Here is a 16,656-nt window from a genome sequence, read left to right as displayed (position 1 = left end):
TTGAAAGTAATTCATGGCGATTGTGTTTGACCTTGGCGGCGTGGTTTTCAAATGGAAACCCCTTGAGCTGTTGCAAAATATATTCCCGGAACGTGCCCCCAATGAAGTGGCTGCCAAACAATGGGCCGATCAGATTTTTGAAAGTTTCAACCCGCTGAGCGATTGGGCGCAGTTTGATTTAGGCCTCATTGAGCCCGATGCTTTGGCTGCCAAAATTTCAAAACGTGTGGGCATTCCCGAAGCCGATATGCATTTATTGATTGCCAGCATTCCACCGCACATGGTGCCGCAAGTGGGCACCGTAGACATCATTTCCGATTTGAAAGCAGCGGGACATCCGCTTTACTTTTTGTCCAACATGCCAGCGACTTATGCGGATCATTTGGAACGTTCAAATGATTTTTTCCGACATTTTTCGGATGGCATTTTTTCGGCGCGCATTCAGCAAATCAAACCGCAATTGCCTATTTTTCAAAGCGCCAATGAGCGCTTTAAGGTGTCAGGCAAAGAGACTGTGTTCATTGACGATGTTCAGCACAACATCGACGCTGCGCATGCCCATGGTTGGACGGGCTTGCGCTTTGATGAGCCGGCCCAAGTGCGGCGTGACTTGGTGGCCATGGGCCTTTTGAAGGCCTAAGCCAAGCCACCAGATCGCTTGAAGGAAAGGCTTAGTCTTTGGCGCCTAGCGCCAAGGCCAGCTGGCGAGAATTCGCTGAAGCGGCGGCCTGCGCACTGACAGCTTGAGCTGATGTGGGCCAACCTTGCAAGTGTTGCTCGCTGATGTTGGCCAAGGCATCCATCCAAGTGGGCTCATCGTTCAAGCAAGGGATGTAGTTGAATGTTTTGCCGCCTGCATGCAAAAAGGCCTCTCGGGCTTCCATGCTGATTTCTTCCAGGGTCTCTAAACAATCACCTGTAAAGCCTGGGCACACCACATCGACACTTTGCATGCCGGCTTGTGCCATGGCAATGAGGGTTGGCTCGGTGTAGGGCTCCAACCACTTGGCCTTGCCAAAACGTGATTGGAAAGTCACTTTGTATTGTGTTTTGTCGAGACCTAATTTTTCAGCCAACAAGCGACCCGTTTTGTAACATTCGCAGTGGTAGGGGTCTCCCAATTGCAAGGTGCGTTCGGGCACGCCGTGGAAGCTCATCACCAGCTGATCTGCTTTGCCATGCGCTGCCCAGTGTTTTTGGATGCGTGTGGCCAAAGCCTGGATGTAGCCTGCGTCATCGTGGTAACGGTTCACAAACCGAAACTCGGGTAAATTGCGCGTGGTCAGGCCCCATCGATAAACCGCATCAAAAACGGGTGCCGTGGTGGTGCCGCTGTACTGAGGGTAAGCCGGAACGATCAAGATGCGTGTGACACCCTCAAGGCGGAGCGCGTCAATTTGCGAAGCCACACTGGGCTGACCATACGTCATGGCGTATTTCACCAGCACATCGTGGCCACGTTGCTTGAGTTTCTCAGCCAAGCCTTGTGCTTGTTTGTCTGTCCATACGCGAAGCGGGGAGCCTTCGGTGGTCCAGATGCTGGCATATTTGGCTGCTGATTTGGCGGGGCGCACACGCAAAATGATGCCGTGCAAGATGAGCCACCAAATGGCCTTGGGAATTTCGACAACGCGTGCATCACCCAAAAATTGGGCCAAATATTGGCGCAAAGCGGGTGCGGAGGGTTCAGCGGGTGTACCGAGGTTGCAGTACAACACGGCTGTTTTTGCAGATTGTCCGTGTTGAAAAGGGGGTTCTTTTTGGAAAGCCATGCGTTATTCTCTCCCACCATGATCGACTTTTCAAAAATTAAAGCTATCTCCCTTGATTTAGATGACACTTTATGGCCCGTTTGGCCCACGATTGGCCGGGCCGAGGAGACACTGGCCCAATGGTTAGCCGAAAAAGCCCCCCTCACAGTCCCCTTGTGCGCCATTCCGGGCTATCAGCGGCAAATTCGTGAAGAGATGCCATCCTTGCGGCCCGACCTTGGCAATGACCTGTCGGCATTGCGCCGCGAAGCCATTCGAGTGTTGTTGCAAAGGGCCGGCGAAGACCCCAACTTGGCCGAGCCAGCGTTTGAGGTGTTCTTTGAAGCACGTCAAAAGGTGGTTTTTTTTGACGATGCGCTTCCTGCGCTGCAGTTTTTGAATGCCAAGTTCCCCATGGTTGCATTGTCTAATGGCAATGCCGACATTCACAAAGTGGGACTGGCTTCTTTTTTTAAAGCGGCTTTCAATCCCATTAACTTGGGTGTTGGCAAGCCCGATCCCCACATGTTTCATACGGGTGCACAGGCTTTGGGCGTCTTGCCTGCGGAAGTGCTGCACATTGGCGATGATCCTCATTTGGACGTTTTGGCCGCCCAACGTGCGGGCCTGCAAGCCGTGTGGGTGAATCGGGAAGAAAAACCTTGGACTCACGACGTTCATCCTGCGCCGTTCACGGTGATCAGTTTGAAGGCTTTGTGCGAGTCTTGGCCCGTCTGAAAAACCAATTTCAAAAGACAACAGGAGCAATACATGACATTGAAGATTTATGGCATTGGCGCGTCACGCGCAGTGCGGCCTTTGTGGGCGGCAGCAGAATTGGGTTTGACCTTCGAACATGTGTCCGTGCCCTATCAAGGTGGTGCTACGCGCACACCCGAATTTTTGGCACTCAACCCCAACGGTCACATCCCCGTCATTGAAGACTTGCGACCTGAAGGCAAAGTCACCGTATGGGAAAGCATGGCGTGTGCTTTGTACCTTGCCAAGGTTCATGGCAAAGCCGATGGGCAGTCCATCACCCCAGCCAACGCACAAGAAGAAGCCGATGCCTTGCGCTGGAGTTTTTGGACCGTGACCGAAGTGGAGAAGGATGCGTTGACCGTCTTGATGCACCGCTTGGCCATGCCCGCCGAGCAACGCAAACCCGATTTGGCCGACGCTGCAGAGCAAAGGCTGCGTGTGCCTTGCCGAGTGCTGGAGGCGCATTTGAAATCACAAGCCAAGGCGGGGGCGCATTACGTGTCGGGTCAGCGTTTTACAGTAGCGGATTTGTGTATGGCCAGTGTGTTGGTTTGGGCCAAGTCATCCGAGCTGTTGATGACTGAATTTCCCACAGTCAAAACCTGGTTAGATGCTTGTGTGGGCAGGCCTGGATTTGCAGCGTCTCGAAAATTGGCTTAAGCCTCGCTAGGCTGCCCTGCCTGTTGGCCCGCGGCAATGCCAGACAAAATGGCGCCCTCCAGGGTTGCAGGGTAAGGGCCCGCCACGTAATCACCGCACACACTTAAACCTTGGACCGGATGAGCACTGGGCCTGCGCAACTGAGGTGTGCAGGCAAAGGTTGCCCGTTTTTCAATCACTGTTTGCAGCACTTGCATTGCGCTCAAGTTGTCTGGTCCTGGGCGCAATCGGTTGAGTAAACCCAGCGCTTGTTGCAACACTTTGGCTTCCAATGTTTGCTTGGACGTTTCTGCGGCGCTGACCACGAAGGCGAGCAATCCTGGCGTGTTGCCTTGCAACATCATTTGCCCACGATCAAAGACAAACTGCGCTGGCGCTTCTTTGCTAGATGGCAAAGACAGCATGGGCTGAGGCAATTTGAAATCGACTGGCATCTGAATGTAGACCGTGGCAATGGCTTCGTGCCTTAGTGCGCTGGCGGTTTGCGACCAAGCAGGGTTCAGGGAGGCCATCAAATGCGCTGCATCCCATGCAGGTGTTGCTAGCACCACATGATCAAAAATTTCATCCAAAATTTGCCAGCGTCCGTTGCCTGTCTTGTCGATTGAAAGCCCTTCAACGCGCGAGCCAAGTTGGCACTTGGCGTGACGCGCCTCAAGCCAGCGAATGGCTGCGTGCGGAAAGATCTGGCCTAAGTCTTGTCGAGGTAAAAGAAGGTCTGCGCTGCCAGGGGGGCCAAACACCGCGTCCTTCAAGACGCGCAAAAACACAGTGCCGCTGGCCTGGTGTGCTGGGGTGTTCAAAGCCGAGACACACAAGGGCTCAATCAAGTCACGCCAAATGGCAGGCGACAAACCTTGGCACACATCGTGCACAGAGAGAGCCTCGTTGCATTCAAATTTCATGCGTTGCCAACGCCATGCGATTGTCAACAATGAGAACTTGTCTGACAAGTCCCATCCCTTTGCATTGGCGATGCCCCACAAAAGATTCAAAGGGAATGGCGCATCGGGAAGTGACAAGCCATTGCCGTTCAAGTCTTGCAACTTGAGTGGCATTCGCCACAAGGCTTTCTCAATGTTGACGCCCACCGTTTGCATCAGTTTCAATGTTTGCTGGTAAGCGCCAATCAGAATGTGCTGGCCGTTGTCCAAAGTGGGCGCATCTGTTTGGACAGGGGGCAAAGCACGTGCACGGCCACCCCAATGGCGGCTGGCCTCTAACAAGCTGACCTGATGGCCTTGCTCTGTGGCCGTGATGGCCGCAGCCAATCCAGCCCAGCCTGCGCCAATGACCGCAATCTTGCGAGTGGTTTTCAAAGCCGTCCCAGCGCTTGGACTTTCCAAGCAAGCCAGAGCTTTCTCAAAGGGGTGAGTGAAACGCGCTGGTGCAACACTTGAAAGTTGTCGGCTTCGATCTCGCGCAACAAGGTGCGGTAAATGCTGGCCATCATGAGACCAGGTTTTTGCGCGCGTTTGTCTGCTTCTGGTAAGAGCTCAAAGGCTTCGTCGTACAAGCGGTGCGCACGGGCCGCTTGGAATTTCATGAGGGCTGTGAAACGCTCTGAGTATTGACGTTGCATCAGGTCTTGCGCCTTGACGTCAAACTGTTTGAGTTCATCGATGGGCAAATAAATGCGGCCGCGCAATGCGTCTTCGCCGACATCACGCAAGATGTTGGTCAATTGAAATGCCAAGCCCAAGGTGTGTGCATATTGCGTGGTCGCTGGGTCGGTTTGGCCAAAAATTTTGGCGGCCACTTCGCCCACCACACCCGCCACCAAGTGGCAATAGCGTTGCAAGCCCGGGTAGTCCAAATAGCGTGTTTGGGTCAGGTCCATTTGGCAACCTTCAATCACGGACAACAAATGATGCGATTCAATGCCATAGGCTTTCACGTGCGGCATCAAGGCATGCATGACAGGATGCGTTGGGTTGCCCTCGAAAGCCTGAACCACTTCTTTTTGCCACCATGCCAAGGTGCTTTGGGCTACGCTAGGGTCAGAGATTTCATCCACCACATCGTCTACTTCGCGGCAAAACGCATAGAAAGCCGTGATGGCAGCTCGACGTTCGGTGGGCAGGAAAAGAAAAGCGTAATAAAAACTGCTGCCCGAGCTGGCGGCTTTTTGTTGGACGTACTCTTGGGGTGTCATGGTTTTCGATTCTCCCACTGTCTGGCCTACATCCAGAGGCTGCGCCACAACATCAAGGGAAGATCCCAAGGGCGCAGACGCGGCCGCGAGTGCAGGGCACGGGGGCCAAGTTGCCTCACTTTTTCTAAGATGCGCATGCCGCCTTGTACGACCAAGCGAAGCTCCCAACCCGCGCGACCTGGTACCTTGTGGACCAAGGGTGTGCCCGACATCATCAGTTGATGTGCGTGCTGGCAAAGGAATTCAAGCAGTTCTGAGTTGGACAGTTTGGCGGCCAGATCTTGCGGCAAGTAATAGCGACCTCGCGGAACGTCTTCGCTTATGTCTTGCCAGAAATTGATCAATTGAAGTGCACTGCAAATGGCATCGCTCTGCGCAAGAGACGCCTCATCTTGAACGCCATACAAATGCAGAAGCAGGCGGCCAACGGGGTTGGCTGACAGTTTGCAATAGCTCAGCAAGTCATTCATGTCTGCATAGGTCGAAGCATTTGCACTGGCTGTCACATCTTGCTCAAAGGCTTTCAGCAAATCATCCAACAAGCCCACTGGCAAAGCCTTCAAGGCAATGACTTGATGAAGCGGTTCAAAAATTTCTGGGTGGAAGTGGGGGGCCTGCGCCGGATGCTGCAAGGCATGACGAAACGCTTGAAGCAGCGCCAGTCTCTCTGCGGCAGGCATCTCTCCCTCGTCGGCAATGTCATCGGCTGCACGCGCAAATGCATAAATGGCTGCAATGGCTGGACGCAGAGCAGGCGGACACAACCAAGACGCCACCGGAAAGTTTTCGGGGTGGGTCACCGGAAGCGCTTGGACAGTGGTTGGATGGCCTGGATGAGGTGTCATGAATCCAAGCATTTTCGCTTGACAAGCCTCATGGATTACCCTAAATTACTAACCAGTCAGTCATTAATTTTGGATCACCATGCCACATCTCTCTGTGCGCCACCTTTGGCCAGCGACATTCAAGACAGCTTTTCCGATGGGACGCCGTATTGGGCTCATTGGTGTTCTGAGCGCTTTATTGGTTCTGGCGGCTTGTTCTGGCAAAAAGGAAACGCCCGAACCCATTCGTTCTGTGAAATTGATCACGGTGGGCGCTTCTGACTTGAATGTCCAAGGTGAGTACGCGGCAGAGGTCAAGGCTCGCGTTGAAAGTCGCTTGAGCTTTCGCGTCGGAGGCAAAATTTTGGTCCGTCAAGCCGAGGCAGGACAACGCGTTCAAGCGGGCCAAGTTTTGGCTGAGGTTGATGTGCAAGATTACGCTTTGGCCGCACAGGCTGCTCAAGCACAAGTCATTGGCGCTCGGTCCCAACGCGATTTAGCGGCTGCAGACTTCAAGCGCTACGAAGCCTTGTTGGCGCAAAATTTCATCAGTGCGGCCGAATTAGAGCGTCGCTCTGCAACACTCAAGGCTGCACAAGCAACGCTTGATCAAGCCTTGGCCCAAGCACAGTCTCAAAGCAATCAAGCGAGCTATGCCAAATTGTTGGCCACTTCATCTGGCGTCATTACGGGGGTGGAAGCTGAACCCGGCCAAGTCGTCTCTGCTGGCCAGCCAGTGGTCCGCTTTGCACAAGATGGCCCCCGCGATGCCGTCTTTGCGGTGCCAGAACATGTGGTGGGGCGCTTGAAGTTGGGTCAAAAAATGACCGCGACTGTTGGCAACGGCAATCAAACCGTCCAAGGCCAAGTGCGTGAAATTGGTGCCAGTGCCGATCCTGCAACCCGCACTTTCACAGTCAAGTTGGGCTTGGAAAGAGCCGAAGCCTTGCCCTTGGGCATCACCTTGAATGTCCACGCGCCGCAATTGGCGGGTAGTCAAGCCAATGTTATCAAGGTACCCACCAGTGCCTTGCGTCAGGAAGGTCAGCAAACCACCGTGTGGTTGTTTGATTCAGCAAGCAGCACGGTCTCATCGCAAGTGGTTCAAGTGGCTACAGCCGATGGCAATGACGTGGTGATCGCCTCGGGCCTCAAGCCAGGTCAACAAATTGTGAGTGCCGGTGTGCATGTTTTGTCGCCGGGTCAAAAAGTCACGGTTTACAACCCCGAAGCCCTCACGCCACCTGCGAGCAAATAAACCATGCGTACCGAACCCAAAGCAGGTTTCAACCTGTCCAAATGGGCGCTGGACCATCCGGCGCTCACTCGTTATTTGATGTTGGTGTTGATGCTTTTGGGCGTCTTTGCTTTCTTCAACTTAGGTCAAGACGAAGATCCACCGTTCACCTTCCGCGTCATGGTCGTTCGCGCCTATTGGCCCGGTGCCACAGCGCAGCAAGTGGCTGAACAAGTCACTGACAAATTGGAGCGAACGCTTCAAGAAGTACCCTATGCCGACAAGATTCGCAGCTATTCCAAGCCGGGTGAATCGCAAATCATTTTTCAAATCAAAGACTATTCCAAGCCAGCCGAAGTGGCCAATGTTTGGTACACCGTCCGCAAGAAAATTGGCGACATGCGCGGCAGCTTGCCTTCGGGTGTGGTCGGGCCCTTCTTCGTGGATGATTTTGGCGATGTGTATGGCGTCATTTATGCATTGCAAGCCGAGGGCTTTACGCCCGCTGAAGTGAAAAAGTTTGCTGACGATGTGCGGCAAAAGATCTTGCGCGTTCAGGACGTTGCCAAGGTCGAATTGTTTGGCGTGCAGGACGAAAAAGTATTCGTTGAAATTTCGCAAAAGAAATTGGCAGCGATGGGCCTCGACATGGGCGCCGTCATCGCACAGTTGGGTCAACAAAACGCGGTGGAATCTGCAGGCACGTTGAATTTGCCTAAAGATGCCATTCAGTTGCGTGTCAATGGCCAGTTCAACAGCCTCGAGGCCTTAAGGCAAATGCCCATTCGCGGTGCTTCTGGCCAGCAAATCAAATTGTCTGATTTGGGCACAGTCAAACAAGACTACATCGATCCACCTTCCGTCAAAGTGCGACACAACGGCGAGCAGGTCATTGGCCTGGGTGTGTCGATGGCCAAAGGGGGCGACATCATTCAATTGGGCAAAGCACTCAAGGCCAGCGCACAAAACATTGAGGCCACCTTGCCCGCAGGTGTGAAGCTGATTCAAGTGCAAGACCAACCCAAAGCAGTGTCAAAGTCTGTGAATGAGTTCTTGCAAACTTTGGTGGAGGCCGTAGCCATTGTGTTGGCTGTGAGTTTCTTGTCACTGGGTTTGCACAAGCGTCCGGGCATTCATCCTTTGTGGCGCCGTTGGACTTTGGACATTCGACCCGGTTTGGTGGTGGGCATCACCATTCCCTTGGTGTTAGCGGTTACGTTTTTGGCCATGGACTACTTCAACATTGGCCTCCACAAAATTTCGCTGGGTTCGCTCATCATCGCCTTGGGTTTGTTGGTAGACGATGCCATCATTGCCGTTGAAATGATGGTTCGCAAAATGGAAGAGGGCTATGACAAAGTTCGCTCGGCCACCTTTGCATACGAGCTCACGGCCATGCCCATGCTCACGGGCACCTTGATCACGGCAGCCGGTTTCTTGCCCATCGGATTGGCCAAGTCCATGACGGGTGAATACACCTTTGCCATCTTTGCTGTCACGGTCATTGCCTTGCTGATCAGTTGGGTTGCCTCCGTTTACTTTGTGCCTTATTTGGGGACCTTGTTGTTGAAGGCGCCACCGCATGTGGCTGAATCTGGCGAAGCTGTCGTCCATGAAATGTTTGACACGCCTTTTTACAAAAAATTCCGAACTGCTGTCACTTGGTGTGTTTTCAACAAATGGAAAACCATCGCCATTACCTTGGCCTTGTTTGTGTTGGGCATTGTGGGCATGGGCAAAGTGCAGCAGCAGTTTTTCCCAGACTCAAGTCGCCCTGAAATCATGGTGGATGTTTGGTTGCCCGAGGGTTCCAGTTTTGCAGCCAGTGATGAAGTTTCAAAGCGCATTGAAAAGCGTTTGATGGCGGAGGAGGGTGTTACGTCCGTCAGTACATGGGTCGGTTCTGGTGTGCCGCGCTTTTACCTGCCCTTGGACCAGGTGTTCCCCCAGTCCAATGTGTCACAGTTGATTGTGCTGCCCAAAGATTTGAAAGTGCGTGAATCACTGCGCATCAAACTGCCAGCTTTGTTGGCCACCGAGTTCCCAGAGGTTCGCGGCCGCGTGAAGCTGTTGCCCAATGGACCGCCAGTGCCTTACCCCGTTCAATTCCGGGTGGTGGGTGCCGATCCTTTGGCCCTGCGCTTGAAGGCCGACGAAGTCAAGGCCACCATGCGCGCCAATCCCAACACGCGCGGCGTGAACGACAACTGGAACGAATCGATCAAGGTCATCCGTTTGGAAGTTGATCAAGCCAAAGCACGTGCATTGGGTGTGACCAGTCAATCCATTGCGCAAGCGTCGCGCACCATGGCTTCCGGATCTACGGTGGGTCAGTACCGTGATGGTGACAAATTGATCGACATCGTGTTGCGACAACCGCAGTCCGAGCGTGATGCCATCACCGATTTGGCTGGCGCTTATGTGCCGACTGCAACGGGCAAATCCATCCCCTTGATGCAAATCGCCAAGCCTGTGTTCAATTGGGAACCCGGCGTCATGTGGCGTGAAGGTCGCAACTACGCTATCACCGTCAATGCCGACCTGATTGAAGGCATTCAGGGTGCCACTGTTACCAACCAATTGCTGCCCGAACTCAAAAAGATTGAAGCCGCATGGCACGACGCAGGGTTCAATGACTATCGCATTGAGGTCGCGGGTGCTGTGGAGGAGAGTTCCAAAGGATCTGCTTCCATTGCTGCTGGCATGCCCTTGATGCTCTTTGTTACCTTCACGCTCTTGATGTTGCAGTTGCAAAGTTTCAGTCGTGCTTTGTTGGTGTTCCTCACCGGCCCCTTGGGTATGGCGGGCGTGGCGGGGGCCTTGCTGGTGCTTGATCGTCCTTTTGGCTTTGTTGCTTTGCTGGGCGTGATTGCCCTGATGGGCATGATTCAGCGCAATTCGGTCATCTTGATCGACCAAATTGAGCAGGACCGTGCCGCGGGCGTGCCAGCTTGGGAGGCCATCGTGGAATCCGCCGTCAGACGTTTGCGCCCCATCGTGCTTACCGCAGCGGCGGCTGTTTTGGCCATGATTCCCTTGTCCAGAAGCGTGTTTTGGGGGCCCATGGCCGTTGCCATCATGGGCGGCCTCATTGTGGCCACAGCCCTGACCTTGCTGGCTTTACCGGCCATGTATGCGGCTTGGTTCAAGGTTTCGCCCCCTGCCAAATCCGCCTAAAGCAGGCCTTGACTTGGGGGCTTCAACCTAGAAGCCCCCACTTCCATGGTTAAAATAGAAGGTTGACCGATTCAACCCATATCGATGGGACCCGCGCGGGTGGCGAAATTGGTAGACGCACCAGGTTTAGGTCCTGACGGTAGCAATACTGTGCGGGTTCGAGTCCCGCCCCGCGCACCACTTACTAAAAGAGAAGACCATGGCAGTTACTGTAGAAACATTGGAAAAATTGGAACGCAAAATTACCTTGTCACTGCCTGTGACTGCAATCCAATCTGAAGTCGATGCACGTTTGAAAAAATTGGCACGCACCGTCAAGATGGACGGTTTCCGTCCAGGCAAAGTGCCCATGAATGTGGTGGCACAACGTTACGGTTACTCAGTCCAGTACGAAGTGATGAACGACAAAGTGGGCGAGGCCTTTGCCATTGCCGCCAACGAAGCCAAAGTGCGCGTTGCTGGCCAGCCCCGCATTTCTGAAAAAGAAGGCGCACCAGAAGGTGAATTGTCTTTTGAAGCCATTTTCGAGGTGTATCCCGAAGTTAAATTGGGCGACCTGAGCACGGCCACCGTTGAAAAACTTAGCGCTGAAGTGACCGACGAAGCCATTGACAAAACCGTCGACATCTTGCGCAAGCAGCGCCGCACTTTCTCTCAACGTCCTGCTACTGAAGCAGCAGTCGACGGCGACCGTGTGACGGTTGACTTTGAAGGCAAAATTGACGGTGAGGTGTTCTCTGGCGGCAAAGCCGAAGACTTCCAATTCTTGGTTGGCGAAGGCCAAATGTTGAAAGAATTCGAAGAAGCTGTTCGCGGCATGAAAAATGGCGAAAGCAAAACCTTTCCATTGGCCTTCCCAGCCGACTACCACGGTCAAGACGTGGCCGGCAAAACAGCCGACTTCTTGGTCACTGTGAAGAAAATTGAAGCAGCCCACTTGCCCGAAGTGAACGAAGCCTTGGCCAAGTCTTTGGGCATTGCAGACGCCTCCGTTGAAGGCCTGCGCACTGACATTCGCAAAAACCTCGAGCGCGAAGTGAAATTCCGCTTGCAAGGTCGCAACAAACAAGCCGCCATGAATGCGCTGGTTGAAAAAGCCGAGCTCGACTTGCCCCAATCTGTGGTGCAAAACGAAATTGAGCGTTTGAAAGACGGCGCACGTGCCGATCTCAAGCAGCGCGGCATCAAAGACGCCGACAAAGCCCCAATCCCTGACGATATCTTCCGTCCTCAAGCCGAAAGCCGCGTGCGTTTGGGCTTGGTCGTGGCCGAGTTGGTCAAGGCCAACACCTTGAACGCAACAGAAGCGCAAATCAAAGCCCACATTGAAGAACTGGCTTCTAGCTACGAGCGTCCCGAAGACGTGGTGCGTTGGTACTATGGCGACAATCAGCGCATGGCTGAAATTGAAGCTGTGGTCATTGAGTCCAATGTCTCCGACTTCATTTTGTCTAAAGCCAAAGTGACTGAAAAAGCCATCACATTCGACGAATTGATGGGCCAACAAGCCTGATCACTTTGAACCCTTTGCAGTTTGGAAACACCATGAACTCACTCGATATTCAAGCCTTGGGCAATGTGCCCATGGTGATCGAAACGTCAGGACGCGGCGAACGCGCTTATGACATTTACTCCCGCTTGCTCAAAGAGCGTGTGATTTTCTTGGTGGGTGAGGTCAACGACTACACCGCCAATTCTGTGGTGGCTCAGTTGTTGTTTTTGGAGAGCGAAAATCCTGAAAAGGACATTTCGTTCTACATCAATTCGCCTGGCGGTTCAGTCAGTGCTGGCATGGCCATCTACGACACCATGAACTTCATCAAACCCGATGTGTCCACTTTGTGCACGGGCATGGCTGCCAGCATGGGCGCGTTCTTGTTGTCCGCTGGCGCTAAAGGCAAGCGTTTCTCCTTGCCCAATTCCAAAGTCATGATTCACCAGCCTTTGGGCGGTGCGCGGGGTCAGGCTACCGAAATTGAGATTCACGCCCGTGAAATCCTCAAAACCCGTGAGCAGTTGAACCGCATCCTGGCCGAAAATACGGGCCAACCCCTCGAAAAGATCCAATTGGACACTGAGCGTGACTACTATTTGTCCGCCGATGAGGCCAAAGATTACGGTCTGATCGACCAAGTGATCGCAAAACGTCCCTGAGACGCAACACAACAGGGTGGAAATTGAGGTTTCAGCCCTGTTTTTTGAAGACGGCGCCCCCATTCTGGGAGAGCGCCGTTTTTCTTTCGTTATCATTGGGAAAATAGAACCACAAGGCGTCGTTTATGGCCGATAAAAAAGGCTCGGTTACCGAAAAGAATTTGTATTGCTCCTTCTGCGGCAAAAGCCAGCACGAGGTCAAGAAGCTCATCGCAGGCCCTTCGGTCTTCATTTGCGACGAGTGCATCGACTTGTGCAATGACATTATCCGTGATGAATTGCCCGCTACCGAAATTGCCAAAGACACCAAAAACGGATTGCCCACACCTTTGGACATCAAGTCCAATTTGGACAACTACGTCATCGGTCAAGAAAAAGCCAAGCGAACTTTGGCGGTGGCTGTGTACAACCACTACAAGCGTTTGAAGCACAAAGAAGGCGCCAAAAAAGAAGACGTCGAATTGGCAAAGAGCAACATCTTGCTGATTGGCCCCACTGGGTCTGGCAAAACTTTGTTGGCCCAGACTTTGGCGCGCATGCTCGATGTGCCTTTTGTCATGGCCGATGCCACCACTTTGACTGAAGCCGGTTATGTGGGTGAAGACGTTGAGAACATTGTTTCCAAGTTGCTGCAAAGCTGCAACTACGACGTTGAGCGTGCACAGCGCGGCATTGTGTACATCGACGAGATCGACAAAATCACACGCAAGTCTGACAACCCCTCCATCACGCGCGACGTGTCAGGTGAGGGTGTTCAGCAAGCCTTGCTCAAGCTCATTGAAGGCACCATGGCCAGCGTGCCACCCCAAGGCGGCCGCAAGCATCCCAACCAAGACTTCTTGCAAATTGACACCACCAACATTTTGTTCATTTGCGGCGGTGCTTTTGCTGGCTTGGAAAAAGTCATTGAAAACCGCACTGAAGCCTCAGGCATTGGTTTTGGCGCCGTGGTGAAAAGCAAGAAGCAACGTTCACTCACAGAAGTCTTTACGGAAGTTGAGCCAGAAGACTTGATCAAGTTTGGTCTAATTCCCGAACTGGTGGGTCGTATGCCTGTGGTCGCCACGCTGGCCGAATTGACTGAAGAAGCGCTGGTTCAAATTTTGACCGAACCCAAAAATGCGTTGGTCAAACAGTTCGGCCAGTTGCTCAACATGGAAGGCGTCGAACTCGAGATTCGACCCGAAGCTTTGCACGCCATTGCCAAGAAGGCGCTGGCGCGTAAAACCGGTGCCCGTGGCTTGCGTTCCATTTTGGAGCAAGCCCTCATCGACACCATGTTCGAATTGCCCAATGCCAGCAATGTCGAAAAAGTGGTGGTGGATGCGTCCACCATCGAAGAAAACCATGTTCCTTTGTTGGTCTACCGAGAGTCGGCCAAACAAGCTTGAATTTTTTCCAGCCCACCCCCTGAAATCCAATGAATACCCCTACATCACTTGGGCTTGAAATTGAAAATTCAGGGGCCATCTATCCCCAATAATTTAGGGAATCTCATGTCTGGACATACACCACTCCCCGCCGAATTGCTCGACCTGCCGATGTTGCCATTGCGCGATGTCGTGGTCTTTCCGCACATGGTCATTCCACTTTTTGTGGGCCGTCCCAAAAGCATCAAGGCCCTTGAGAGCGCCATGCTCACCGACCGCCGCATCATGCTGGTGGCACAAAAAACAGCGGCCAAAGATGAGCCTGAAGCCACCGACATGTTTGAAGTCGGTTGTGTCTCCACCATCTTGCAAATGCTCAAGCTGCCAGATGGCACCGTGAAGGTGTTGGTAGAAGGTCAGCAGCGTGCCAAGGTGCAGTCCATCGCCGATGGTGAAGCGCATTTCGTGGCCACGGTCATGCCGGTTGAAGCCTCTGTTGAAAAGGCCGAGCAAAGCAGCGAAATTGAAGCCCTGCGCCGCGCGGTCATGCAGCAGTTTGACCAGTACGTCAAACTGAACAAAAAGATTCCGCCAGAAATTCTCACATCGATCTCTAGCATCGATGAGCCCGGTCGTCTGGCTGACACCATTGCGGCGCACTTGCCACTCAAGTTAGAAAACAAGCAAGTGGTGCTCGACTTGGCCAGCATCCGCGATCGTTTGGAAAATCTTTTCACACAACTTGAGCGTGAAGTTGACATCCTGAATGTTGATAAAAAAATTCGTGGCCGCGTGAAGCGCCAGATGGAAAAGAATCAGCGCGATTTCTATTTGAACGAGCAAGTCAAGGCCATTCAAAAAGAACTCGGTGAAGGCGAAGAGGGCGCCGACATCGAAGAGATCGAAAAGAAAATCAAAGCTGCCAAAATGCCCGCAGAAGCGCGCAAAAAGGCCGATGCCGAGTTGAAGAAACTCAAGCTGATGTCGCCCATGTCGGCTGAGGCCTCAGTGGTGCGCAACTACATTGAAGTGCTTACGGGATTGCCTTGGAGCAAGAAGACCAAAATCAAACACGACTTGGGCAATGCTGAAGTGGTGTTGAACGAAGACCATTACGGTCTGGAAAAAGTCAAAGACCGCATCATGGAATACCTGGCGGTTCAGCAGCGTGTTGACAAAGTCAAAGCACCTATTCTTTGCTTGGTTGGCCCTCCTGGCGTGGGTAAAACATCCTTGGGTCAGTCCATTGCCAAAGCGACGGGCCGTAAGTACGTGCGCATGGCCTTGGGTGGCATGCGAGACGAAGCCGAAATTCGCGGTCACCGTCGCACTTACATTGGCGCCATGCCAGGCAAAGTGCTTCAAAGCCTGAACAAGGTGGGCACACGAAATCCTTTGTTCTTGCTCGACGAGATCGACAAACTGGGCACAGATTTCCGCGGTGACCCTTCTAGCGCTTTGTTGGAAGTGTTGGACCCCGAGCAGAACCACACTTTTGGCGATCATTACGTTGAAGTCGATTTTGATTTGAGCGACGTCATGTTCGTGGCTACATCCAATTCGATGAACATTCCTTCTGCGTTGTTAGACCGCATGGAAGTGATCCGTTTGTCAGGCTACACCGAAGACGAAAAAACCAGCATCGCCATCAAATATTTGCTGCCTAAGCAAATGAAAAACAATGGTGTGAAGGCTGAAGAGCTGAGCGTCAGCGATGCCGCTGTGCGCGATGTGGTTCGTTATTACACACGTGAAGCAGGTGTGCGTTCTCTCGAGCGCGAGCTCTCCAAAATTTGCCGCAAGGTGGTCAAGAGTTTGTTGCTCAAACAAATGACTGCACCGGTGCTGGTCACCCCCGACAATCTGAACGATTTCTTGGGTGTGCAGAAATACACCTACGGCCGTGCAGAGGCGCAGAACCAAGTGGGCCAGGTGGTTGGCTTGGCCTGGACCGAAGTGGGTGGCGATTTGCTGACCATCGAGGCCGCACTCATGCCAGGTAAGGGTGTGATCACCCGCACGGGCTCTTTGGGTGACGTGATGAAAGAATCTGTCGAAGCAGCACGCACTGTGGTTCGAAGCCGTGCCCGCATGCTGGGTATCAAGGACGATGTCTTTGAGAAAAAAGACTTGCACATCCACGTACCCGATGGCGCAACGCCCAAAGATGGCCCCAGTGCTGGCGCTGCCATGACCACCGCCATGGTGTCTGCCATGACGGGCATTCCTGTGCGTGCCGATGTGGCCATGACGGGTGAAATTACGTTGCGCGGTGAAGTGACTGCCATTGGTGGTTTGAAAGAAAAACTGTTGGCTGCACTTCGCGGTGGTATCAAGACGGTTCTGATCCCCGAGGACAATGTCAAAGACTTGCAGGACATTCCTGAAAATGTCAAAAACGGCCTTGAAATCGTGCCCGTGAAATGGCTCGACAAAGTGCTGGAAGTAGCCCTGGAAAAGATGCCACAACCCCTCCCAGAAGAGGAGGCTGTGGCTGCCTCTGCGCCTGTCTCGGCCGATGCCAAAACAGACGCCAAAGAAGGGGCGGTCAAACATTGATAGATTT

Annotated in this window: 13 protein-coding genes and 1 tRNA gene; 10 read left to right on the top strand and 4 right to left on the bottom strand. The window is 53.1% G+C overall.

The features are described from left to right. Nucleotides 1-13 precede the first annotated feature (13 nt). On the top strand, nucleotides 14-640 hold the full coding sequence (locus L103DPR2_RS10900; RefSeq protein WP_055361108.1) for an HAD family hydrolase: 627 nt from the start codon (nucleotides 14-16) through the stop codon (nucleotides 638-640). A 31-nt stretch (nucleotides 641-671) separates the two neighbouring features. Here the strand turns inward: L103DPR2_RS10900 and hemH are convergent, their stop codons facing one another. After that, complete coding sequence (hemH, locus tag L103DPR2_RS10895; protein ID WP_055361107.1) at nucleotides 672-1,772, bottom strand: ferrochelatase; 1,101 nt, start codon at nucleotides 1,770-1,772, stop codon at nucleotides 672-674. 18 nt (nucleotides 1,773-1,790) lie between these two features. Between hemH and L103DPR2_RS10890 the strand changes: the two genes are divergently transcribed. Beyond that, nucleotides 1,791-2,489 (top strand): HAD family hydrolase, encoded by a 699-nt coding sequence (locus L103DPR2_RS10890; protein ID WP_055361106.1) that lies wholly within the window; start codon nucleotides 1,791-1,793, stop codon nucleotides 2,487-2,489. 33 nt (nucleotides 2,490-2,522) lie between these two features. Next, entirely contained in the window at nucleotides 2,523-3,173 is a 651-nt protein-coding gene (locus L103DPR2_RS10885) for a glutathione S-transferase family protein (protein WP_055361105.1), read from the top strand. Here the strand turns inward: L103DPR2_RS10885 and hpnE are convergent. From hpnE to hpnC, 3 genes are read right to left on the bottom strand one after another with little or no spacing between them, the layout of a single operon-like run. Continuing rightward, nucleotides 3,170-4,492, bottom strand: coding sequence for a hydroxysqualene dehydroxylase HpnE (hpnE, locus tag L103DPR2_RS10880; protein ID WP_055361104.1), 1,323 nt, complete (start codon nucleotides 4,490-4,492; stop codon nucleotides 3,170-3,172). The genes L103DPR2_RS10885 and hpnE overlap by 4 nt on opposite strands. Then, nucleotides 4,489-5,328, bottom strand: coding sequence for a presqualene diphosphate synthase HpnD (hpnD, locus tag L103DPR2_RS10875; protein WP_055361103.1), 840 nt, complete (start codon nucleotides 5,326-5,328; stop codon nucleotides 4,489-4,491). Before hpnD ends, hpnE begins: the two co-directional genes overlap by 4 nt. A 26-nt stretch (nucleotides 5,329-5,354) precedes the next feature. Further along, nucleotides 5,355-6,173, bottom strand: coding sequence for a squalene synthase HpnC (gene hpnC, locus L103DPR2_RS10870; protein ID WP_055361995.1), 819 nt, complete (start codon nucleotides 6,171-6,173; stop codon nucleotides 5,355-5,357). Nucleotides 6,174-6,252: 79 nt separating this feature from the next. Here hpnC and L103DPR2_RS10865 point away from each other — a divergent pair, with 79 nt between their 5' ends. From L103DPR2_RS10865 to lon, 7 genes are all read left to right on the top strand, one after another. Further along, nucleotides 6,253-7,410, top strand: coding sequence for an efflux RND transporter periplasmic adaptor subunit (locus L103DPR2_RS10865; protein ID WP_055361102.1), 1,158 nt, complete (start codon nucleotides 6,253-6,255; stop codon nucleotides 7,408-7,410). Nucleotides 7,411-7,413: 3 nt separating this feature from the next. Next, nucleotides 7,414-10,566, top strand: a complete 3,153-nt coding sequence (locus tag L103DPR2_RS10860; RefSeq protein ID WP_055361101.1) for an efflux RND transporter permease subunit — start codon at nucleotides 7,414-7,416, stop codon at nucleotides 10,564-10,566. A 93-nt stretch (nucleotides 10,567-10,659) separates the two neighbouring features. After that, a tRNA-Leu gene (locus L103DPR2_RS10855) sits at nucleotides 10,660-10,746 on the top strand. Between the two features lie 19 nt (nucleotides 10,747-10,765). Then, on the top strand, nucleotides 10,766-12,079 hold the full coding sequence (gene tig, locus L103DPR2_RS10850) for a trigger factor (RefSeq protein ID WP_055361100.1): 1,314 nt from the start codon (nucleotides 10,766-10,768) through the stop codon (nucleotides 12,077-12,079). Nucleotides 12,080-12,111: 32 nt separating this feature from the next. Then, nucleotides 12,112-12,720 carry an ATP-dependent Clp endopeptidase proteolytic subunit ClpP gene (clpP, locus tag L103DPR2_RS10845; protein ID WP_055361099.1) on the top strand — a complete coding sequence of 203 codons (609 nt, stop codon included), beginning with the start codon at nucleotides 12,112-12,114 and terminating at the stop codon, nucleotides 12,718-12,720. A 125-nt stretch (nucleotides 12,721-12,845) separates the two neighbouring features. Beyond that, nucleotides 12,846-14,111 (top strand): ATP-dependent Clp protease ATP-binding subunit ClpX, encoded by a 1,266-nt coding sequence (gene clpX, locus L103DPR2_RS10840; RefSeq protein ID WP_055361098.1) that lies wholly within the window; start codon nucleotides 12,846-12,848, stop codon nucleotides 14,109-14,111. Between the two features lie 105 nt (nucleotides 14,112-14,216). Then, nucleotides 14,217-16,649, top strand: coding sequence for an endopeptidase La (gene lon / locus L103DPR2_RS10835; RefSeq protein WP_055361097.1), 2,433 nt, complete (start codon nucleotides 14,217-14,219; stop codon nucleotides 16,647-16,649). Nucleotides 16,650-16,656 lie beyond the last annotated feature (7 nt).

The organism is Limnohabitans sp. 103DPR2, assembly GCF_001412575.1.
Taxonomy (GTDB): domain Bacteria; phylum Pseudomonadota; class Gammaproteobacteria; order Burkholderiales; family Burkholderiaceae_C; genus Limnohabitans_A.
Note: the sequence above shows the minus strand (reverse complement) of the source record. Positions and strands in the feature narration are given on the sequence as shown.